We start from the raw sequence: 20,045 nt of genomic DNA on the forward strand, positions 1-20,045 counted from the left end.
CCGACCGCTTGACCTTACCATCGCGGTAAGGTTTATCCTGCAGGCATGAAACTGGAGAATGCCATGGACGCTGCCGTCAAATCCGCCGTCGAGCCGCTCGACCTGAGCTTCAAGGTCGAAGGCATGACATGCGCTTCCTGCGTTGCCCGCGTCGAGAAGGCCCTGAAGGCCGTCCCGGGCGTGGAGAGCGCCTCCGTCAACCTGGCCACTGAAAAGGCCACTGTCCGCGCCAACCCCGCGCTCCCGGTCGATGCGCTTTCGGCCGCGGTGGAAAAGGCGGGCTACGACATCGCCAGCGATACGGTGACCCTCGCAATTTCCGGGATGACCTGCGCTTCCTGTGTCGGCCGTGTCGAAAAGGCATTGAAGAAGGTGCCCGGCGTGACCGCGGCTTCGGTCAACCTGGCCACCGAAAAGGCCCAGGTAAGCTCGGTCGGCGTACCGATCGGGAAGCTGCTTGCCGCCGTCGAGAAAGCCGGCTACGAGGCTGCGCCAGTGCCCGAAGGCGGCGTTTCGACAACGAAGGCGGAAGCCGGCCTGCCTGGCTGGTGGCCGGTTGCGGTGGCTGCACTGCTCAGCGCGCCGCTGGTGGCGCCGATGCTGGCCATGCCATTCGGCCTGCACTGGGCCTTGCCGGGATGGCTGCAGCTTGCGCTGGCAACGCCGGTGCAGTTCTGGCTCGGCGCCCGTTTCTACAAGGCGGGCTGGAAAGCCGTGCTTGCCCGCTCCGGGAACATGGACCTGCTGGTCGCGCTCGGCACCAGCGCCGCCTATGCGCTTTCGCTGTATCTGCTCCTCGGGCACGGCGACCACGCCGGCATGGACCATCTCTATTTCGAATCGTCGGCGGTGGTCATCACGCTGGTGCTGCTTGGCAAATGGCTGGAGGCGCGGGCGAAGCATCAGACGGTGGCCGCGCTGCATGCGCTGGAATCGCTGCGGGCCACCACGGCCATCGTCCGGCGCAATGGCCGGGAAGACGAAGTGCCGGTATCCCAGGTTCGCGTCGGCGACATGATCGTCGTGCGTCCTGGCGACCGGGTGCCGGTGGATGGCGAGGTGATGGAAGGCAGCAGCCACCTGGATGAATCCCTGCTGACCGGCGAAAGCCTGCCGGTGACCAAGGGCGCGGGCGACACCGTCACGGGCGGCGCAGTCAATGCGGACGGCATGCTGGTGGTGAAGGCAACCGCGGTCGGCGGCGACACCATGCTGTCCCACATCATCAAGCTGGTGGAGGATGCGCAGGCGGTGAAGGCGCCGATCCAGCGCCTGGTCGACAAGGTCAGCGCCGTCTTCGTGCCGGTGGTGCTGCTGATTTCCCTGGTCACCCTGGTCGGATGGGGATGGATGACCGGCGACTGGCAGCAGGCGCTGCTCAATGCCGTGGCGGTGCAGGTGATTGCCTGCCCTTGCGCGCTCGGCCTGGCCACGCCCACCTCCATCATGGCGGGCACCGGCGTGGCGGCGCGGTACGGCATCCTGATCAAGGATGCCGAGGCGCTGGAGACCGCGCATGCAGTCAATGTGGTTGCCTTCGACAAGACCGGCACGCTGACCGAGGGCAGGCCGGCAGTGGTCGCGGTCGAAGCGGCCTCGCTTACCGAGCGCGAACTGCTGGAGATGGCCAGGGCCGTGCAGCAGTACAGCGACCATCCGCTGGCCAAGGCAGTCCAGGCGGAGGCAGAAAGGCAGGGCATCGTCCTGCGGGCCGCCACCGCCGCCCAGGCGCTTGCCGGCCGTGGCGTGCGCGCCGACGTCGATGGCGCGTCCGTCTATCTCGGCAACAAGCGCCTGATGCAGGAAATCGGCCTGGCGACCGCCGGCATGGAAGAGGCCGCCGCAAGGCACGAGAGCGCCGGGCGTACCGTGTCGTGGCTGGCCATACAGGGCAATGGCGCGACCGAGCTGGCTGGCCTGCTGGCATTCGGCGACACCCTGAAGCCGTCGGCCAGGGCCGCGGTGCAGCGGCTGCAGGCAATCGGCGTGGCGTCCGTGATGCTGACCGGCGACAACCCCGGCAGCGCCCGCGCCGTGGCCTCGGCCGTCGGCATCAGCGACTTCCGGGCCGAGGTGCTGCCCGGCGACAAGGCGGAGGTGGTCGCCGCCCTGAAGAAGGACGGCAGGACAGTGGCCATGGTCGGCGACGGCATCAACGACGCGCCCGCGCTGGCCGCGGCCGATGTCGGGATTGCCATGTCGACCGGGACCGACGTGGCCATGCATACGGCCGGCATCACCCTGATGCGCGGCGAGCCGACCCTGGTGGCGGAAGCGATCGACATCTCGAAGAAGACCTATCGCAAGATCCAGCAGAACCTGGGCTGGGCCTTCATCTACAACATCGTAGGCATTCCGCTGGCTGCATTTGGCTACCTGAACCCGGTGATCGCTGGCGCCGCAATGGCCTTTTCCAGCGTTTCCGTGGTGTCGAACGCACTCTTGCTCAGGCGCTGGAAGCCGGCATTCACCGAAGGAGGAAAGCAATGAATATCGGGCAGGCGGCGGAAGCCTCTGGCGTCACCGCAAAGATGATTCGGTATTACGAGAGCATCGGCCTGATATCGGCCGCAAGCAGGACCGATTCCGGCTACCGGCAATACAGCGACAGGGACGTGCAGACGCTGCGCTTCATCAGGCGCTCGCGCGACCTCGGCTTTTCGATCGAGCGCATCAGGACCCTGCTCGGCCTGTGGGAAGACCGTGGCCGCAAGAGCGCCGATGTGAAGAAACTGGCGCGCCAGTACATTGCCGAGCTGGACCGGGACATCGAGAAGCTGCAGACCATACGCAATGAACTGCAGAACCTGGCGGACAGCTGCCATGGCGACCAGCGTCCGGACTGCCCGATTCTGGACGAGCTGGCCACCGCGCAGCAAGCCTGCCATTGATCCCGCGGCATGATGCGGTTGACCTGCATCGGAATTTTCCGGAATCCGAACGGCGGGCGGCATGCACCGGCCACGCCGCCCTTGCGCTCTTATACCGCCGCGCTTGCCGTCACCGGATAACCGGCTTCACTGATGGCTGACTTCACCGCATCCAGGCTGGCCTGGCTATCGATGCGCACCTTCTTCGCGGCCAGGTCGACATCGACTCGTGCATTGCTGTCGACCGATTGCACGGACCGGGTCACGCTCCTGGCGCAGCCGCCGCAGGTCATGCCTTCCACTTGCAGTTCATACATGGTGTGATCTCCTTTATCAAGATAGAAGTTCAATGTAGACCTTCCTGCTATGGGAAGGTCAAGCGCGGCGTGAAAAAAGGCCGGGTGCGAGGCTGGTCCGTGCGAACCGCCTGCCCAGACGGCCCGGCATCATCGTGCCCGCGCGCCCGGCTTGAGCCTCCCCGGCTTACTGCTGCTTCTCCAGCCGGATGACGGTAAGTTGGCCGTTCGGCTCTTCAGCCACGAAGTTGATCTTGTCGCCGACTTTCACCTGGTCCAGCATCGCCTTGTCGCTGACGCGGAACACCATCGTCATCGCATCCATCCCGAGATTGGCGAGGGGACCATGCTTGATCGTCATTTTTCCCGTGCTCCTGTCTATCTTCCTCACTTCGCCGGTCGACATCGCATCGGCCGCGCCTGCGGTCGCTTGCGTTGACTGGGCAAGGGCGGCCGGCATGGGAGACAGTGCCAGCGCGGCGAGTAATGCTGCTGCAGCAAACGTTTTCATGGTGAATTCCTTTTTCAGTTTTACGAGTTTATTGAAGAGTTCCTGGATCATTGCGCGGGCGGGGCACTGCCGGCCAGGACAGCAGCAGCAATCAAGACGAGCAGGAGCGCAATGGATTCAATCCGCAGCACGGCAATCACCTTGCGCAGGCCGGCCTGCGAAGCTTCTGCGGCCGGCAAGCCGACCAGCTTGTTGAAGCCGCCGAGCGCCATGGCGACCAGGACAAGGGCAATCTTGAACAACAGGACGTTCCCGTAATCCACGTCAACCAGGTCACGCGGGCTGGTCAGGACGCGATAGGCGTTATAGGCGCCGCTTGCCAGGATTGCCGCCAGCGCCGCAGCGGCCCAGTTCGACATCGATGTCAGGTAAGCGGAACGCTCCCCGGAGGGCGCGGCCTCGTTGGCCAGCACATGGGGAAGCACCAGCCAGCCAGCGACGAAGACGATGCCCGCCCATACCGCCATCAGCAGCAGGTGCAGCCATTCCACCGCGACGGCGACTCTGAACGGCCCGTGTTCAAAGGCATGGCCGATGGTGACGCGTGCTGCGGCCACCAGCAGCAGCAATGCGGCGATGCTTGCCATATAGACCATGCCGGCGTCGGGCCGGTCCAGCATCCGGTGCGCCACCATGGTGGCGACAAGCAGCACAAGGGCTGCGACGCCGGCATGGCCATAGTGCGTGGTGGCCATCATCCGGGCACAGGCGGGCCAGGCATCCAGCCATGCGACGTCGCCCATCACCGATGACTCTGTCCAGAGCGACAGGAAGATGCTAGCGGCGCAGACAATCAGCCCGGCCGACATGGCTGACGACAGTCGCTTCGCGGCCGACCGCTGCCAGGCCGTGGCCGGATTCACTAACCAGAACCTCGACGCCAGCACGCCGACAATCCAGGCAAAGCTGGCGTTGACCAGCGCCGTTGCCGCAACCTGCGGAAGCGTCGACTCCATGACGCCATCGCTCACTTCACGGTGAAGGCATAGTCGCCCTTGCGCCGGTGGCCGTCGTGCCCTACGCCGACATACTCGACCTTGTACCTGCCCGGCGCGAGAGCCGGCACGGCCAGTTTCATCACGGACGGGTCGGCGCCATCCAGGGTCGCCTTGCCGGCGCTGACTTCCTTGCCGGTGCTGTCGACCAGCCTGGCGTTGCTGAAGGCAGCTTCGAGCTTCTCATTGAACTGGAGGGAGATTTCCCTGGGCGCCGTGGCGACTTCCGCATCCCTTGCTGGCGAAGCACTTTTAAGGGTGGCATGCGCCCACGCGGATGAATGGCCTGCCATTGCGGCGGCGGCAAAGAGTACGGAAGAAACAAACTGTTTGAATGGCTTCATCTGGGATTTCTGGCTGTTGGTCATGGATTAGTGATTATGGCCTTGCGGTTTCCTGACGTTGAGCTCCACGCCGGGAGCCGGCGTCTTTGCCTGCGGCGCTTGCGGCGCCGCTGGCATGTCGCCAGTCCATTCATAGGCGACGGTGCCCTTGGGATGCTGGTACCAGCCCGGGTCGCTGTAATCGCCGGGCTTCTGGTTTTTCCGGATTTTCACGGTGGTGAACATGCCGCCCATTTCGATGTTCCCGAAAGGACCTTCGCCGGTCATCATCGGCAGGGTATTGTCCGGCAGCGGCATCTCCATGCTGCCCATCGACCCGCCGCGTTCGCCCATGGCCATGTAGTCAGGCACCAGCCTGTTGATTTTCTCGGCGACGCCCCTCTGGTCGACGCCGATCATCGTTGGCACGTTATGTCCCATCGCGTTCATGGTGTGATGCGATTTGTGGCAATGGAAAGGCCAGTCGCCCGGCTCGTCGGCGATGAATTCGATGGCCTTCATCTGGCCGACGCCAAGATCCGTGGTGACCTCGGGCCAGCGGCCCTCCGGCCGTATCCAGCCGCCATCGGTTCCGGTCGTGACGAATTCATGGCCGTGCAGATGGAAGGGGTGATTGGTCATGGTCAGGTTGCCGATGCGGATGCGTACCCGGTCGCCCTGGCGCACGTTCATCGAGTCGATGCCCGGGAACACCCGGGTGTTGATGGTCCACAGGTTGAAGTCGAGCATGGTGGATGTCTTGGGCGTATAGCTGCCGGGTTCGATGTCGTAATTACCGAGCAGGAAAACGAAATCCCGGTCGGCGCGCATGAAGTCCGGGTTCTTCGGATGCGTGACCCAGAAGCCCATCAGGCCCATCGCCATCTGCACCATTTCGTCGGCGTGCGGGTGATACATGAAGGTTCCCGGCCGCTTGGCGATGAATTCATAGACGAAGGTCTTGCCGGGCGGGATGGCGGGCTGGGTCAGGCCGGCGACGCCATCCATGCCATTCGGCAGGCGTTGCCCGTGCCAGTGGATGCTGTGCGCCTCGGGCAGCTTGTTGGTCACGAAGATGCGCACCCGGTCGCCTTCGACGACTTCAATCGTCGGGCCCGGCGACTGGCCGTTGTACCCCCACAGGTTGGCCTTCATGCCGGGAGCGAATTCCCGCACCACCGGTTCGGCGACCAGGTGGAATTCCTTCACGCCGCCGTTCATTCGCCACGGCAGGGACCAGCCGTTCAGCGTGACGACAGGGTTATACGGCCGGCCGTTGGGCGGCGCCAGCGGCGCCTGGGTGGATGCGCTGGTCATGATTGCCGCTTCCGGCAGGGAGGCCGCGCCGACACGGCTGACGACGCCGGCCCCGACCACGGTGGCGGCGCTGGCCAGGAAATTTCTACGTGAAACCATCGCTGTTCCTTTTATTAATGTTGAGGCTGGGCTTCTGTGGAAGCCTGGCCGCGTATCTCGGTGGAGCCGGCGCTGCCATTGCCGTTGATGGCGGCCTGCAGGTTGGTTTCGGCGATCCAGAAGTCCCGCTGCGCTTCGATGGCCGCATTCACGCTGCTCACCTGGGCGCGCGAGTCGGTCAGCAGTTCGAATACGCTGGCAAGCATGCCGTTGTAGCGCAGCAGCACCTCGTCCGAAATTCGCTTGCGCAGAGGCACCACTTCATCACGGTAATGCCTTGCGATGTCATACCTGGTGCGGTATGCGGAATAGGCCTCCCGCACTTCCGAGCGTGCCCGGATAGCGGTATCGGCAGTCTGCTGGACTGCCTGCATGTAAATCGCCTCTGCGCGGGCGCGGCGCGCCGTGCCCCAGTCGAACAGGGGAAGCGCGAGTTCGATTTCATAACCGTTCTGTCGTGGCGCGCCAGTCTGGCTCTTGTTCGCGTATCCGAGTTCGAACACATTGATGAAGCCGGTTGCGCGGGTCAGCCCCAGCGCGGCCGCTGTCGCCGATGCGCCCTGCCTGGCGATTTGCACATCGAGCCGCTGCTGCATGGCGCGTGCCTCGGCATCGGTCGCTTCATTGGGCGCCCTGGGCAGGTCCGGCAGCCGGTCCGGGATCTTGTAGTCGATCGCAGCGCCCCACAAGCCGAGCAGGCGGGTCAGCCGTTCCCTGGCCGCCGTGGCGTTATGGCGGGTTCTGGCCAGCTGCGTCGTCGCATCCGCATAGAAGGCTTGCTCGCGGGCCTGGTCGAGCTTGCTCCAGTTGCCGACCCTGCTCATGCGCTGTGCGAGCTCGGCACTGGCTTCCGCGGCATTGACGACCTGCTCGGCGTATTGCACCGACTGCTGGGCGCCGACGGCGTTGAAGTAGGCCCGCCTGGTATCCGCCGCCAGCTGAACCGCCTGCGCAGCGGTCTGCAGCTTGGCCTGTTCGAAGCGGCGGCTCTCTATGCCGGTGCGCAATGGAAGCGTCAGCAAGCCAACGAAGTCGAACAGGATGCTTCTGTCGATTTCGACTTCGTCGCCGCCGCGCATGCGCCCAAACGAAAAGCCGGGATTGCGAAGGCGGCCCGCCTGGACAAGGTTGGCTTCGGCGATGCCCAGCCCGGCAAAGGCAGCCTGCAGGCCCTTGTTGTTGGTCAGGGCAATCCGGACGGCGGCGTCGGGCGTCAGCGGCTGTGCCAGGAGCTGCCTGACAGCCGCCTCGCTTGCCGCGCTATCGTCGGCGGACTTGTCGCGCTGCACACCCAGGCCGGTACGCTCCCTGGTCATTGCAGAGACGGAGTCCAGTCCGCCGTCCCTGGAAAAAGTTGCGCAGCCTGCCACGAGCAGGGCCGACAATGCGATGGCAAGCGGCTTCAGGCCCGCTGCATTTCGGTGTAGGGGCATGCTTGTTTTCCTTAATGATGATGACTGCCGTGGCCAGCGTGCGGGTCAGCCGGCGCAGGCGCGGCGAGGGGTGACGCCGCAGGGGCGACGGCCTGGGACGCCGTGTGCGGCGCCGCCATGTGCCCGGCATGCGGGTCCTGGTTTGCAACCGCCTGATTGGCTGCGCGCCAGGTCTCGTCCGGGGAGCCCTGCCCGTCGGCCACGGCGCGGTAGTCCCTGAACGCTGAGACATACTGCGATGCCGGAACGGATGCGTTCGGGTCGGCAGGGCCGGCTTGCTGTGCCTGCTGTGCCATCGCGGCGAGCGGCAGGAGCGCCAGCGCGGCCACCTTGGGCCAATATGAAAACGACATGATTACCTCGGAATCGATAGGGTAGGCGCGCCAGGGCGCGCAAACCGCACCGAGACGCAGGTCGCTGGACGAGCGTTGCCCAGCGTACCCGGCTCAGTACGCGATCAAGCGGTAATGCGTTTGGGAGGACGTTCCAGGCCGCCCGGCACCACGCTGGCAAGCAGGGGCGGCGGGGAAGTGACGACAGGCAGGGAACCGCTGCAGGAAGAAATCGCATCCGATGCAAACGGCGGGGCGACAGCCCCCACGCAGCAGCTTGCGCAAGCACTGCAGGCTGTATGGGTATGTTTCGCGTCGGATGGTGCGTCAGGCGACGGCTTTACTGCTGTGTCGTCTGCAGCCGCAGCATGCGCCGCATGCATGCTTTCGTCATCGTGATGATGATGGGATTGCATGGAGACTGCCACGCCGGTTGAACCGTCCAGTTCCATCGGGCCGCAGGCGGTCTTCACGACGGCAGCTATCCCCTGGAAGGGCAGTGCGGCCAACAGCAGCCAGAGCAGAAGGGTCTTAAGGAAACGGTTCATTTATTCACTTTACTATTCCGTGCGGCATTCCTTCCACCGCACCGGCTCGCATTCTAAGCTTTCCCATGAAGGGAAGGTCAAGCGATTTTTCGACTAATAAGGCTGGACGGGGTTCCCAAATGCATCACCGGCAGACATTGACGGTTACTGTGCGTTGTTTGTGCAAAGCAAGGCACAGTAACCGTCATCTGGAATGTAAGCTCGGAGGGTGCAGGCGTTTCACCTCGATCCGCTTGACCTTCCCACTGTAGGAAGGCGTAAGGTATCAGCAACTTTTAGAAGCCAGGTCTACAACGGAGCAAAAATGAAGAAGTTATTTATAGCAAGCCTGTTGGCTGTCGCCTCAACGCTTGCCCACGCCGCGGGCGAAGCCATCACGGTCTACAAGGACCCGAACTGCGGTTGCTGCAGCGCGTGGATCGAGCATCTGCGGGAAGCCGGCTACAAGGTCAGGGCAATCGATTCGGACGATATGGCCGCCGTGAAGAAACGCCTTGGCGTGCCCGAGAATCTGGAGTCCTGCCACACCGGCGTGGTGGATGCGTCGGGCCAGGTCGTGGAAGGGCATGTGCCCGCCACCGCGCTGGCGAAACTGATTGCCGCGCCCGCAGTGAAAGGCGTCGCAGTGCCGGGGATGCCGGCAAACTCGCCCGGCATGGGCAAGATGAATGGCAAGCTGGTCACCGTTGACTTCGCGGGCAAGCAATTCTCGAAGGATTGAGGTAGCCCGGGCAGTCATGATCGATTCCTCCGGCCCCCTTTGCCTGGTTACGAAGCGCTCTGGTCATTCATAAGCAATTCTTTTGAATTGATATGAAATATGCATTTTCCCAATGTGACGGGTTGATGTCTAATGGCGCTTTTCCGGCATTGCTGTTGAACGCCGGCGCGGACAAAAGGAATCGGCATGAACCCTCATCAATACGACGTTGCCATCATCGGCGCCGGCATTGGCGGCCTGACACTGGCGCTTAGCCTGCATCAGCAGGGCATTTCCTGCCGAGTGTTCGAGGCGGCGCGGGAAATCCGGCCGCTGGGCGCTGGCGTCAACCTGTTGCCGCATGCAGTGCGGGTGATGGATGAACTGGGCCTGGCCGGCCGCTTGGCCGAGGTGGCGGTCACGACGAAGGAATCCATCTTCTTCAACAAGTTCGGCCAGTTCGTCTACAGCGAGCCGGCTGGCCGGGACGCCGGTTATGCCTGGCCGCAGTTCTCGATCCACCGCGGCGACCTGCAGATGGTGCTGCTTGATGCAGTGCATGAGCAGCTGGGCAGGGAGGCGGTGCAGCTCGGCTGGCGCTGCCTGGGCGTCGAGCAGGACGATGCCGGCGTCATCGTGCGTTTCGATGACGGCGACGGACATGAACGCGAGCCCGCCCGCGCCGCGCTGGCGGTGGCCTGCGACGGCATCCACTCGGCGGTGCGCAAGCAGCTGTATCCCGACGAGGGCGCGCCGCGCTATTCCGGCGTGAACATGTGGCGCGGCACCACGGCGCTGCCGCCTTTCCTGTCGGGAGCCAGCATGGTGCGCGCCGGCTGGCTGTCGGTGGGCAAGATGGTGATCTACCCGATCCGCAACAATGTCGATGGCCAGGGCAGGCAGCTGGTCAACTGGGTGGCCGAGATCGAGGCGCCGCAGCCAGCGCGCCGCGACTGGAACCGGGGCGGCCGGCTGGAAGACTTCTTCTGCGCCTTCGCCGACTGGCATTTCGACTGGCTGGACGTGGCCGCCATGCTGCAGGCCACCGAGACCATCTTGGAATATCCGATGGTGGACCAGGACCCCTTGCCGAAGTGGAGCTTCGGCCGCGTGACGCTGCTCGGCGACGCTGCCCATCCGATGGTGCCGCGCGGCTCCAACGGCGCCGGCCAGGCCATCCTCGACGGCCCCAGCCTGGCGCAGCAGATACGCACCTTCGGCGCGACCGCGAAGGCGCTGGAGGAATATGAGCGCATCCGCCTGAAGGCGACCGGCGAAGTGGTGCTGATGAACCGGGTGGCGCCGCCGGATGCCATCCTGCAGACCGTGCACGAACTGACCGGCGGCAAGCCGTTCACCCGCATCGAGGACGTGATCAGCCGCGAAGAACTGCAGGCGATGTCGAACCGCTACAAGCAGGTTGCCGGCTTCAGCGTGAACGCATTGTCCCAGCCCGCGCCGGCTCGCTGATGCAGGCTGCTGCGGTGCCGGCATGAACATATCGACGCGCCAGCTCAAGGCCTTCCTGCTGATTGCGCAACTGAAGAACTTCACTCGCGCGGCGGAGCGCCTGCACATCACCCAGGCCGGCCTCTCCGTGATGATGCGCGAGCTGGAAGTCCAGCTTGCCAGCAGGCTGTTCGACCGGACCACGCGCTCGGTGACGCTGACGCCGGCCGGCGAGAAGCTGCTGCCGATAGCGCAGGCTGCGGTGGAAGGGCTGGAGCAGGTGGCGGCGCAACTGGATGACATGTCGGACAGGGCGCGCTACCTGCTGCGGGTGGCCGCCACGCCGCTGGTGTCCTCGACCCTGTTGCCGCTGGTGATCAGCCGCTTCCGGCAGCAGTATCCCGATGTCACGGTACGGGTGGTCGATACCGATCTGAAGCAGGTGCAGGCACTGGTGGAAGGCGGCGCCGCCGACTTTGGCCTGGGCTTCTTCTTCGAAGGCAGCAAGAGCATCGAGCGCAGGCTGCTGTACGACTTCCCGCTGGTGCTGGTCGGCCCGCTGCAGGCGCAAGCCGACGATGCCGGCCTGCCCGCGCCGGCCATGCCGGTGCCATGGGACAGCCTGCGTGAACAGACTTTGATCGGGCTGCCGCCCGACAACCCGATCCAGCAGCTGGTCGACCGGCAGCTTGCCAGGACAGGCCATGCCGATGCCGAGCGCGCGTCGTTCAACCATTTCGACACCCTGATCGCCATGGTGGCCATCGGCCTCGGATCGGCGGTGATACCGTCCTTTGCGATGCCCGCCTGCCGGCGCCATCGGGTCAGCGCCGCACCGCTTGTCCAGCCCCAGGTCACCGCCGGCTTCCACCAGATTTCGCGCAAGGGCCGCGGCAAGCCGTTCTATATGGCCGAGTTCACCGACATGCTGATCGGGATGCTGCCGCAGATGGCGGCGGGAGACAGGCAGCCACCCTGGCGCCCCGATGCGGGAACACCGGAGAGCGGCTGATCGTTCACAATGACGCGCTGCGCTTGCAGCGCAGGGCTATGCATAAAAATGGATAACAATCTCAAGGAGACCGTGATGTCACAAAACACCCCTTTCATCTCGCAGCGCCGCGGGCGCCGCCAGTTCATGCTGCTGGCAGGCGCGATCGCCGCGCTGGCCTTGCCCGGCGCCGGCATGGCGCAGGAAGCCTGGCCATCGAAGCCGATCACGATCGTCGTGCCATTCACGCCCGGCACCGGCATCGATGTGCTGGCGCGCACACTGGGCCAGAAGCTGTCGCAGCGGGTCGGACAGCCCGTCATCGTGGAGAACAAGGCCGGGGCTTCCGGCAACATCGGCACCGAGGCGGTTGCCCGTGCCGTGCCGGACGGCTACACGCTGCTGATGACGGTCAACACCTTCGTGATGAACGCCAGCCTGTACAAGAGCGTTCCCTACGACCCCGTGAAGAGCTTCGTGCCGGTCGCGCCCACCGCCCAGGGCGCGCTGACCTTCGCCGTCAATCCATCGGTTCCGGCAAAGACGCTGACGGAAGCCATCAAGCTGTTCAAGGACAATCCGGGCAAGTATAGCTATGCCTCGCCCGGCAACGGCACGCCGCAGCATCTGGCGATGGAACTGCTGAAGCTCAACACCGGCGCCGACCTGCTGCATGTGCCATACAAGGGCTCTGCCGGCGCCATTACCGACCTGCTGGGCGGCCAGGTGCAGGCAATGATCCTGCCGGTGCATTCGGCGCTGGCACATGCCAAGGCCGGCAAGCTGCGCATGCTCGCAGTGGCGCAGGACAAGCGGGTGCCAAGCGCGCCGGAAGTGCCGACCTTTGCCGAGCAGGGCGTGGCCAATTCCAATGTCGACCTCTGGTACGGCCTGCTGGCGCCGGCGGGCACGCCGGCGCCGGTGGTGGCTCGCCTGAACAGCGAGATCAACCAGATCCTGGCGATGCCGGAGGTCAGCGAAGCGCTGGACAAGCAGGGCATGGTGCCGACGCCCGGCAAGGCCGAAACCCTGGGCATGATGGTGAAGAACGACCTGGCGCGCTGGGCCGATGTGATCAAGCGCGCCAGGATCAGCGCCGACTGATGCGCCAGTCCCGCATCAGCCCGCGCTGAAAACGATAAAGGCCTGCCTGCCCGCCATGTACATGGCGGGCAGGCAGGCCTTGGCCCGCAAGATGCAGCGGCTGGATTACTTCGACATGGTGCCGGTCGTGCTGCCCGCACCTTCCTTCTTCGGCATCGTGCTGCTGGTCTCGTTCTGGCCGGTCGGGCTCATCTTGCCGTCGCGGTTCGCCTGGGTCTTGCCGGTGGCGTCCTTGCTGGCATTTTCCTTTGCGGCCTCGGCCTTCTTTTCAGCCTTGGTGGTCGGGGCCGAAGGGGCTGCGGTGTGGGCAGCGGCGAAGGCGCCGCCGGCGATCAGGGCGGCGCAGGCGCCGACGATCAGGGTCTTCAACATGGTTGTCTCCGTTCAGGTTGGAATTCGCGATTGCAACAGGTCCGCAAGGACAGCGGACACCGGCGCACGGACGACTATACCCACGATTCGCCGCAAGGTATTGATAGCATCTGTGTAAATCCACTATTTCCGGGTACGGCGTTGTTGTCTGCGCGAAGCGACAGGCACTGGCGAATATTGCCCGCACTCCATTGAGCGGAGGCAAGGCCATGCAGGAGCGGCCTCGTTTTCCCGGAAATCAGGCGGTTGCCATGCGGCGGCATTCATCCGCGCAGCGGCGGCAGGCCTGGGCGCATTCCTGGCAATGCTGGGCCTGATGCTTGCCGCATTCGTCGCCGCATGCCTGGCATACGTCCGCGCATGCCTTGCAGATGGCTGCCGCGAACTCGCTGCCGCGGCTCATGTAGGCGGCAGCCATGCGGCAGATCTGGGCACAGTCCATATCGAGGGCTATGCAGCGCGCCATCATTTTGACATCCTGCTCCTGCAGGCATGAAGCGGCGCAGTGGTCGCAGGCGACCGCGCAGGCATGGCAGGCATCGATGCAGGCTTGAAACTGTTGATGTGGCATGTTGCTCTCCTCGAAAATGAATTAACCATCAGGAACTAATCAGGCAACGGACAAGACCGGCGCGAAGCGGAGCGACCAGCCCAGCGCATGAATGATCCATTCCCGCTGCCGCCAGTTCGAGAGTGCGCAGTTTAAATTTGTTCAAATATATTTTCGTCCTCTTGATTCTCATCATCGGATCGCCTTGCGGCAGTGCGGCCTACTTGGCAACGATGTTGCGCATGCGCCGCCGCAGTTCGCGCTCGCGCCGCTCTTCTTCCTTCTGGTCTTCGCGCAGCGCACGCCACAGCGCTATGACCATCAGTATGATCACCAGGGCAAACGGAAGGGCGAACACGATCGTCGCTGTCTGCACGGCCTTGATGCCGCCCGCCAGGAGCAGGCTGATGGCGATGCCCGATACCAGGACGCCCCAGATGATCTTGACGCGGGCAGACGGCTCCGGATTGCCGCCAGTGCTCATCATGCCCAGCACCAGCACAGCCGAATCGCCTGAGGTGACGAAAAAGATCAGCACCAGCAGCGTTGCCACGCCCGACATCAGCCCGCCCAGCGGCATGGCGTCGAACATGGTGAACAGCGCAGTGGAGACATCGGCCTTGACAGCTGCCGCGATCGGCACATGCTGCCAGATCTCCATGGTCAGGGCGGTGCCGCCAAATACCGAAAACCACAGAAAGGCAGCCAGAGACGGCGCCAGTACGGTGCCGACAATGAATTCGCGCACAGTCCGGCCGCGCGACACGCGGGCAATGAACAGGCCGACGAACGGGGACCAGGAAATCCACCAGGCCCAGTAAAAAATGGTCCAGTCGCCAACCCAATTGCTGTCGCGGAACGGCGTCGCCCGCAAGCTCATGCGCACGATCTCGCTCAGATAGCTGCCCAGCGTATTGGTCAGTGTGTCAATGATGGCAATGGTGGGGCCGAGGAGGAACACTGCCAGCATCAGCAGCGCGGCCACCACCATGTTGAAGTTCGACAGGTATTTGATGCCCTTGTCGACCCCCGTGGTCGCCGAAGTGATGAAGATGACGGCGGTGACGATGATGATCGCCACCTGCGCGACGTTGCTGACCGGCAGCCCGAACACCGCCTTCAGGCCGCTGTTGATCTGCAATGCCCCCATTCCGAGGGAGGCGGCAACTCCAAAGGCGGTGGCGATGACGGCCAGCGCATTGAACAGGCCCGATAGCCGGCGCACCGCTGCCCAAGGCAAGGCGCTGGTCGCCGAACTGATCAGCGCCTGCGACTGGCGGCGGTACTGGAAGAATGCAATCGCCAGCGCGACGATGCTGTAGACCGCCCACGGGTGCAGGCCCCAATGGAAAAACGCATAGCGCATCGCGGCATTGGCCGCTTCAGGCGTGCCGGGTGCGATGCCCGGAGGCGGTGCGTTGTAATGCGACAGGGGTTCGGCCACTCCCCAGAACACCAGGCCAATGCCCATGCCGGCTGCAAACAGCATCGCGAACCAGCTGGCCACCGAGAACTCGGGTTCCTCGTCCTCGCTGCCCAGCTTCAGGTTGCCGTAACGGCTCATCGCGAGAAACAGCGCGAACAGCACCAGCCCCAGCACGATCCACAAATACAGCCAGCCGAAATTGCGGATGCTTGCCGCCAACACCGTGTCGAATACGGCAGCCATGGAGGCTGGCGAAAGGATGCCCCATAGCACCACGATAAAAATGAGGCCTGCCGGAAATATGAGCTGCATGACGTCTCCTGACGAAAGGTCGGCGCCGCAAATGCCGGTGCCCCGGCCTGCCATGCGGCTTTTTAGAAAGTGTGGCTGATTCCCAGCGCGGCGCCCACCGCGCTGCCAAAGTCCGGCTCGCGGTCGCGGTAGAGGTCAGCATAGATATTGGTGCGCACGGACAAGGCATGGATGTAGCCCATGCTGAGCTTGCTGCTGTGCCGGTCAGCATTGCGACCGTATCCCGCGCGCACCGTATCCTTGCCGAGTTTGTACGTGCCGGCCAGCATGACGGCTTTCTCCGTATCGCCCTGGTTGAGGTGCACGCGGGCATGCGATGCCATCAGCGTGAGCTTGTCGAGGCGCCATGATGCCGCGATCAACATGATACGGTCGCGAATCCGGTTGCTCTCGTAGGACGCCATTGCCTCCACCGCCCCCCGCGCATAATTGAGCGAAACGCCAGACGTGCGCTTGGCAGCGCCGGCGAGCCGTTCCGTTTCGCCGGCCGCATCCAGGCTCCAGCCCCCAAACGTCGGGCTCTCGTAAAAGAGGCCGTTGCTGATGCGCGAGAAATTGGCGTAATCCGTAGCCGTGTCCTTCAGCCCGTCGCTGCTGTAGCTGCCGGTCTGGAATGCGGCCAGCGAGCCATTGAAGCCGCTGTTGAGCCATGGCTCGAAGCGCCACACATTGTTCCAGAGCGGCGTCAGCGCCCGGCCCAGGCGCAGCGTGCCATGCGTCTCGCTCGCCATCCCCACGGTCGACTCGCCCTGCCAGAAGGTGCTGTTGCGCTCCAGGCTGCCTGTATCCGGATTGAAACGCGTCTGCAGATGGAAGGTGGCGGACAGGCCGCCGCCAAGCGCCTCGCTGCCCTTGATGCCCAACCAGTTGTTGTACCCGCGCTCGAGCGCAAGGGGATTGCCGCTGCGCTTGCTGATGCCAAGGTCGATGTTGCCGTACAGGACAACGCTGGACTGCGCCTCAGCCCATGGCGCTGCACAGGCGAGCCAGAACAGAAGTTGGTGTCGGACGGCAATATGCATTTGGCAGAATATAAAAAAGCTCGGCAGTATAGCCGCCGATTCTCCTTCAAACAACCATTCGTGCCAAGCCAGCATCGTGCGCGAAACCCTATGGAGCAAGGGCTTGCGCGAAATTAAGAGTTCTTAAAAAATAAGGCGGGCGGTAGAGTCGCAGGCAGCGGCGGGCCGGGCAGGGAAGGGCCTGCGCCGGATTGTCCGGCGCCGGCGTCAGTGCCGCCCCGGCGTTCCCGCGCTCGCCGCGGGCAGCATGCGTTCGGCCAGCGTGTGGTAGAGCGGCGTCCTGCACACCAGCTTGGAGGCAGCGCTGGCGATGAGTGCGGTGGCCATCAGCGGCATCAGCATGTGATGGCTGTCGGTCATTTCCATCATGATGATGAAGGAGGTCAGCGGCGCGCGGGTCACGCCCGCCAGATAGGCGGCCATCACCAGCAGAACCATTGCGCTGTGCGGCGCCAGCGCCGGCAGCAGCGCCGCCACGTTGTCGCCGATGCCGGCCCCGACGGCCAGCGAAGGCGCAAAGATGCCGCCGGGAATGCCCGCGGCCGAGGACATCAGCGTGGCCAGGAACTTTGCTGCGCCAAAGTACCAGGGCAGGGCGCCGCTCTGTTCCAGCGTCATGCGGGTCGGTTCATAGCCGGTGCCGAACACCAGGCCATCGGTAACAACGCCAAGCAGGGCCACGCCCAGGCCGCAAGAGGCCGCCCAGGCATACGGCCGGGAGCGGGCAAAGCGGCCGGCGCGGCCTGGCAGGCCGGCGCTGCTGCGTATCATCAGGCGGCTGAACAGCCCGCCGCCCAGGCCGCCGGCAATGCCGCACACCACAATGGCGAGCGCGCCGCTGCGCCAGTCCAGTGTGGTGGCCGTGGTGCCAAAGTAGGTGTAGTTGCCGAGGAGGGAAAGCGACACCAGGCCGGACAGAACGACCGTGATCAGCGTGGAGCTGTTTGCCTTGAAGACATGCTGGCTGCTGAGTTCCTCGATGGCAAACATGATGCCGGCCAGCGGCGTGTTGAACGCTGCGGCGATGCCGGCGGCGCCGCCGGCGAGGATCAGGGTGCGGCGCTGCTGCTCGCCATTCAGCGGGCCGCGGCCGCGAAAGGCGTGCATGATCGATGCGCCGATCTGCACGGTCGGCCCCTCGCGGCCGATCGATGCGCCGGCGGCGAGGCCGCCTATCGTCAGCAGCACCTTGCCGAATGCGATGCGCAGCGACAGCAGCGAGCTCGGCTGGATACGGTCATGCACTTCCATGGCGGCGATGGCCTGCGGTATCCCGCTGCCCTGGGCGCCGGGAAACCAGTTGCGGCAGACCCATGCCAGTGCGGCGAACGCCGCCGGCATCAGCAGCAGCGGCAGATATGGATAAGCGCTCCAGAGCGCGCGGTTGAGCCGCGTGGCCTCTTCACTGCCTTGGGCGAGCCCGACCGCCACCAGGCCTACCAGCAGGGGGCCGATCAGCCAGGCCCAGCCCTTGTGCCAATATGTCACCGCGCCGTTTCGCAGTCTGGTCCGCCGCGAGCCTGGATTTTCCATTGCCTTCCTGATCAATAGCCTTGTTTTTTACATTCTAGCAAATATAATTCGCAGCGCTCCCGAGGCGCAGGATGATGAGATTGAGGTTGCGAAACACATTGTAACGAATGTATATTTGCAAAAAAGATACTGATCTGAACGGTAAATATATGGCTGCTTCCCGCTCCGGCGCTGCAAAAACGAACGATCCGCTGGTCATTCTCGGGAAGTTCCGCATTTTGATTCGTGCCGCGCAGCGGCATTCCACAGCGATACAGAAGCAGTGCGGCGTCAGCGGCGCACAGCTCTGGATGTTGCAGGAACTGCGCGACGCGCCTGGCCTGCGGGTGGGCGAACTGGCTGCCCGCATGGCCATTCACCAGACGACCACAAGCAACCTGCTCGACTCGCTGGAAAAAAGCGGTTACGTGCTCAAGTCGCGCGACGAAAGCGACCAGCGCGTGGTCAACCTGTCGCTCACCCCCAGCGGCGTGAAGGTATTGCGCAAGGCGCCGCAACCGGCGCGCGGCCTGCTTCCGGAAGCGCTGGCCAGGGTCAGCGCCGCTGACCGGGCCAAGCTCAATGCCGGACTGCAGGCATTGCTCGACGTGGTCGAGGACGCCGACAAGGACGCCGGCGACAAGCCGCTGTCATTCAATCTGTAGTCCTGGTGAAGGGCGCCGCCGCGCCCCGTCCCAGCCGCACCGCTCCGGCTTCGCCGCGCGCGATTCCCGGCGCCGCCCCGTGTCTGCTTCGGGCCGGTGAGGTGCGTTTCAAAATGGAGAAGATATGGACCTGATGCCGATGCCATCATACGACGTCATGCTTGCCGCAGTCGTTTTCATCGCCGTACTTGCCGGCCTGCTCGCAGGCAAGGCCCTGTTGACGCGCCAGTTGCGCCGGCTGGCCGAAGCCTCCCGCTTCAATGTGCTTGGCTATGTGGCCCAGGTGCTTGGCGCCACGCGGTTGCCCTTCCTGTGCTGGGTCGCGCTGCTGGCCGGCGTCAGCCAGCTGACCCTGAACCCGCGCCAGGAAAAGTGGCTCAACTATGCCTGGATCATCATCCTGGTGTCGCAGATAGCGCTGTGGGCCAACCGCATCGTCACCGTTGCCGTGGAGCGCGCCTTCGAGCGCCAGCGCACGAGCAATCCGGCGTCCGCCACGCACCTGATGCTGGCCGGGCTGGTGGCGCGCATCGTGCTGTGGTCGGTCGCCGTGCTGGTAACCCTGGACAACCTGGGCTTCAACATCACGACGCTCATGGCCAGCCTGGGCATAGGCGGCATTGCGGTCGCGCTGGCGGTGCAGAACATCCTCGGCGATATCTTTTCATCGGTGTCGATCGCGCTCGACAAGCCGTTCGTGATCGGCGATTTCATCGTCGTCGACTCCTACATGGGCACCGTCGAGTACGTGGGCATGAAGACGACGCGCCTGCGCAGCCTGGGCGGCGAGCAGATCATCTTCTCCAACAACGAATTGCTGAAAAACCGCATCCGCAATTACAAGCGCATGCAGGAGCGGCGCGTGCTGTTCGAGTTCGGCATCGCCCGTGAAACGCCGATCGAGCAGGTGCGGGCGCTGCCCGGCATCGTGCGGGAAATCATTTCCTCCGAACTGCAGACCCGTTTCGACCGTGCCCATTTCAAGGGCTATGGCGACAGCGCCCTGCTTTTCGAAGTGGTGTACTTCGTGCTGGATCCCGACTTCAACAAGTACATGGATATTCAGCAGGCCATCAACCTGGCGCTGCTTGAGGCGCTCAATGCGCGTGAAATCTCCCTCGCCTATCCGGTGAGCCTGTTGCGCCTGGCGCCCGAGCAAATGCAGGCTGCCGCCAGCCACCTGGCAGCTATCCCCGCCGCCAGGGCTGCCTGAGGAGA

20 protein-coding genes are annotated in these 20,045 nt (G+C 64.1%); 8 read left to right on the forward strand and 12 right to left on the reverse strand.

Annotation, left to right across the window (positions count from 1 at the left end):
* Positions 1–63 precede the first annotated feature (63 nt).
* Positions 64–2,490 (forward strand): heavy metal translocating P-type ATPase, encoded by a 2,427-nt coding sequence (locus IGW04_RS05230; protein WP_194711975.1) that lies wholly within the window; start codon positions 64–66, stop codon positions 2,488–2,490.
* A complete protein-coding gene (gene cueR, locus IGW04_RS05235) occupies positions 2,487–2,891 on the forward strand; it encodes a Cu(I)-responsive transcriptional regulator (protein ID WP_194711976.1) in 405 nt (134 codons plus the stop codon). Before IGW04_RS05230 ends, cueR begins: the two co-directional genes overlap by 4 nt.
* Positions 2,892–2,980: 89 nt before the next feature.
* Here cueR and IGW04_RS05240 read toward each other — a convergent pair whose 3' ends face one another.
* The 7 genes from IGW04_RS05240 to IGW04_RS05270 form a co-directional block, all read right to left on the reverse strand.
* Positions 2,981–3,187: a heavy-metal-associated domain-containing protein gene (locus tag IGW04_RS05240; protein WP_194711977.1), complete on the reverse strand. Its 207-nt coding sequence runs from the start codon at positions 3,185–3,187 to the stop codon at positions 2,981–2,983.
* Positions 3,188–3,353: 166 nt separating this feature from the next.
* Positions 3,354–3,728 (reverse strand): copper-binding protein, encoded by a 375-nt coding sequence (locus IGW04_RS05245; RefSeq protein WP_407672036.1) that lies wholly within the window; start codon positions 3,726–3,728, stop codon positions 3,354–3,356.
* Complete coding sequence (locus IGW04_RS26105; RefSeq protein WP_323744812.1) at positions 3,725–4,648, reverse strand: CopD family protein; 924 nt, start codon at positions 4,646–4,648, stop codon at positions 3,725–3,727. The genes IGW04_RS05245 and IGW04_RS26105 overlap by 4 nt, the downstream gene beginning before the upstream one ends.
* On the reverse strand, positions 4,645–5,016 hold the full coding sequence (copC, locus tag IGW04_RS05255) for a copper homeostasis periplasmic binding protein CopC (RefSeq protein ID WP_194711979.1): 372 nt from the start codon (positions 5,014–5,016) through the stop codon (positions 4,645–4,647). Before copC ends, IGW04_RS26105 begins: the two co-directional genes overlap by 4 nt.
* A gap of 27 nt (positions 5,017–5,043) precedes the next feature.
* Positions 5,044–6,411, reverse strand: a complete 1,368-nt coding sequence (locus IGW04_RS05260) for a multicopper oxidase family protein (RefSeq protein ID WP_194711980.1) — start codon at positions 6,409–6,411, stop codon at positions 5,044–5,046.
* A gap of 14 nt (positions 6,412–6,425) precedes the next feature.
* Complete coding sequence (locus IGW04_RS05265; protein WP_228526864.1) at positions 6,426–7,844, reverse strand: TolC family protein; 1,419 nt, start codon at positions 7,842–7,844, stop codon at positions 6,426–6,428.
* An 11-nt stretch (positions 7,845–7,855) separates the two neighbouring features.
* The gene (locus IGW04_RS05270; protein WP_194711981.1) at positions 7,856–8,197 is read right to left on the reverse strand and encodes a hypothetical protein; all 342 of its coding nucleotides are present in this window, start codon (positions 8,195–8,197) and stop codon (positions 7,856–7,858) included.
* An 831-nt stretch (positions 8,198–9,028) separates the two neighbouring features.
* Here IGW04_RS05270 and IGW04_RS05275 point away from each other — a divergent pair.
* The 4 genes from IGW04_RS05275 (at position 9,029) to IGW04_RS05290 (ending at position 12,968) form a co-directional block, all read left to right on the forward strand.
* Positions 9,029–9,445: a DUF411 domain-containing protein gene (locus tag IGW04_RS05275; RefSeq protein WP_194711982.1), complete on the forward strand. Its 417-nt coding sequence runs from the start codon at positions 9,029–9,031 to the stop codon at positions 9,443–9,445.
* A gap of 186 nt (positions 9,446–9,631) precedes the next feature.
* Positions 9,632–10,894, forward strand: coding sequence for a flavin-dependent oxidoreductase (locus IGW04_RS05280; protein ID WP_194711983.1), 1,263 nt, complete (start codon positions 9,632–9,634; stop codon positions 10,892–10,894).
* Between the two features lie 22 nt (positions 10,895–10,916).
* Complete coding sequence (locus IGW04_RS05285) at positions 10,917–11,885, forward strand: LysR family transcriptional regulator (protein ID WP_194711984.1); 969 nt, start codon at positions 10,917–10,919, stop codon at positions 11,883–11,885.
* Between the two features lie 75 nt (positions 11,886–11,960).
* Positions 11,961–12,968 carry a tripartite tricarboxylate transporter substrate binding protein gene (locus tag IGW04_RS05290; RefSeq protein WP_194711985.1) on the forward strand — a complete coding sequence of 336 codons (1,008 nt, stop codon included), beginning with the start codon at positions 11,961–11,963 and terminating at the stop codon, positions 12,966–12,968.
* A 105-nt stretch (positions 12,969–13,073) separates the two neighbouring features.
* On the opposite strand, the gene IGW04_RS05295 is transcribed toward IGW04_RS05290, so the two are convergent.
* The 5 genes from IGW04_RS05295 to IGW04_RS05315 form a co-directional block, all read right to left on the reverse strand.
* Entirely contained in the window at positions 13,074–13,340 is a 267-nt protein-coding gene (locus IGW04_RS05295; protein WP_194711986.1) for a hypothetical protein, read from the reverse strand.
* A gap of 238 nt (positions 13,341–13,578) precedes the next feature.
* Positions 13,579–13,911 (reverse strand): four-helix bundle copper-binding protein, encoded by a 333-nt coding sequence (locus tag IGW04_RS05300; protein ID WP_194711987.1) that lies wholly within the window; start codon positions 13,909–13,911, stop codon positions 13,579–13,581.
* Positions 13,912–14,110: 199 nt separating this feature from the next.
* The gene (locus tag IGW04_RS05305; RefSeq protein WP_194711988.1) at positions 14,111–15,628 is read right to left on the reverse strand and encodes a BCCT family transporter; all 1,518 of its coding nucleotides are present in this window, start codon (positions 15,626–15,628) and stop codon (positions 14,111–14,113) included.
* Between the two features lie 62 nt (positions 15,629–15,690).
* Positions 15,691–16,725, reverse strand: coding sequence for a porin (locus IGW04_RS05310; protein ID WP_228526865.1), 1,035 nt, complete (start codon positions 16,723–16,725; stop codon positions 15,691–15,693).
* A 132-nt stretch (positions 16,726–16,857) separates the two neighbouring features.
* A complete protein-coding gene (locus IGW04_RS05315) occupies positions 16,858–18,138 on the reverse strand; it encodes a chloride channel protein (RefSeq protein ID WP_323744813.1) in 1,281 nt (426 codons plus the stop codon).
* Between the two features lie 194 nt (positions 18,139–18,332).
* On the opposite strand from IGW04_RS05315, the gene IGW04_RS05320 reads away from it, so the two are divergent.
* Both IGW04_RS05320 and IGW04_RS05325 read left to right on the forward strand, forming a co-directional pair.
* A complete protein-coding gene (locus IGW04_RS05320; RefSeq protein ID WP_194711989.1) occupies positions 18,333–18,827 on the forward strand; it encodes a MarR family winged helix-turn-helix transcriptional regulator in 495 nt (164 codons plus the stop codon).
* Between the two features lie 133 nt (positions 18,828–18,960).
* Positions 18,961–20,040, forward strand: a complete 1,080-nt coding sequence (locus IGW04_RS05325; RefSeq protein ID WP_228526867.1) for a mechanosensitive ion channel family protein — start codon at positions 18,961–18,963, stop codon at positions 20,038–20,040.
* Positions 20,041–20,045: the final 5 nt, after the last annotated feature.

Origin of the sequence: Noviherbaspirillum soli (assembly GCF_015352955.1) — a bacterium.
GTDB classification, from domain to species: Bacteria; Pseudomonadota; Gammaproteobacteria; order Burkholderiales; family Burkholderiaceae_D; genus Noviherbaspirillum_A; species Noviherbaspirillum_A soli.

Excerpts from the sequence above, each read along its gene's own strand:
- IGW04_RS05280 (WP_194711983.1), top strand. The coding sequence starts at position 9,632 with ATGAACCCTCATCAATACGACGTTGCCATCATCGGCGCCGGCATTGGC.
- IGW04_RS05245 (WP_407672036.1), bottom strand. The coding sequence starts at position 3,728 with ATGATCCAGGAACTCTTCAATAAACTCGTAAAACTGAAAAAGGAATTC.
- IGW04_RS05275 (WP_194711982.1), top strand. The coding sequence starts at position 9,029 with ATGAAGAAGTTATTTATAGCAAGCCTGTTGGCTGTCGCCTCAACGCTT.
- IGW04_RS05270 (WP_194711981.1), bottom strand. The coding sequence starts at position 8,197 with ATGTCGTTTTCATATTGGCCCAAGGTGGCCGCGCTGGCGCTCCTGCCG.
- IGW04_RS05325 (WP_228526867.1), top strand. The coding sequence starts at position 18,961 with ATGCCGATGCCATCATACGACGTCATGCTTGCCGCAGTCGTTTTCATC.
- IGW04_RS05265 (WP_228526864.1), bottom strand. The coding sequence starts at position 7,844 with ATGCCCCTACACCGAAATGCAGCGGGCCTGAAGCCGCTTGCCATCGCA.
- IGW04_RS05300 (WP_194711987.1), bottom strand. The coding sequence starts at position 13,911 with ATGCCACATCAACAGTTTCAAGCCTGCATCGATGCCTGCCATGCCTGC.
- IGW04_RS05240 (WP_194711977.1), bottom strand. The coding sequence starts at position 3,187 with ATGTATGAACTGCAAGTGGAAGGCATGACCTGCGGCGGCTGCGCCAGG.
- IGW04_RS05295 (WP_194711986.1), bottom strand. The coding sequence starts at position 13,340 with ATGTTGAAGACCCTGATCGTCGGCGCCTGCGCCGCCCTGATCGCCGGC.
- IGW04_RS05310 (WP_228526865.1), bottom strand. The coding sequence starts at position 16,725 with ATGCTGGCTTGGCACGAATGGTTGTTTGAAGGAGAATCGGCGGCTATA.
- IGW04_RS05230 (WP_194711975.1), top strand. The coding sequence starts at position 64 with ATGGACGCTGCCGTCAAATCCGCCGTCGAGCCGCTCGACCTGAGCTTC.
- copC (WP_194711979.1), bottom strand. The coding sequence starts at position 5,016 with ATGAAGCCATTCAAACAGTTTGTTTCTTCCGTACTCTTTGCCGCCGCC.
- IGW04_RS05290 (WP_194711985.1), top strand. The coding sequence starts at position 11,961 with ATGTCACAAAACACCCCTTTCATCTCGCAGCGCCGCGGGCGCCGCCAG.
- IGW04_RS05320 (WP_194711989.1), top strand. The coding sequence starts at position 18,333 with ATGGCTGCTTCCCGCTCCGGCGCTGCAAAAACGAACGATCCGCTGGTC.
- IGW04_RS05305 (WP_194711988.1), bottom strand. The coding sequence starts at position 15,628 with ATGCAGCTCATATTTCCGGCAGGCCTCATTTTTATCGTGGTGCTATGG.
- IGW04_RS05285 (WP_194711984.1), top strand. The coding sequence starts at position 10,917 with ATGAACATATCGACGCGCCAGCTCAAGGCCTTCCTGCTGATTGCGCAA.
- IGW04_RS05260 (WP_194711980.1), bottom strand. The coding sequence starts at position 6,411 with ATGGTTTCACGTAGAAATTTCCTGGCCAGCGCCGCCACCGTGGTCGGG.
- cueR (WP_194711976.1), top strand. The coding sequence starts at position 2,487 with ATGAATATCGGGCAGGCGGCGGAAGCCTCTGGCGTCACCGCAAAGATG.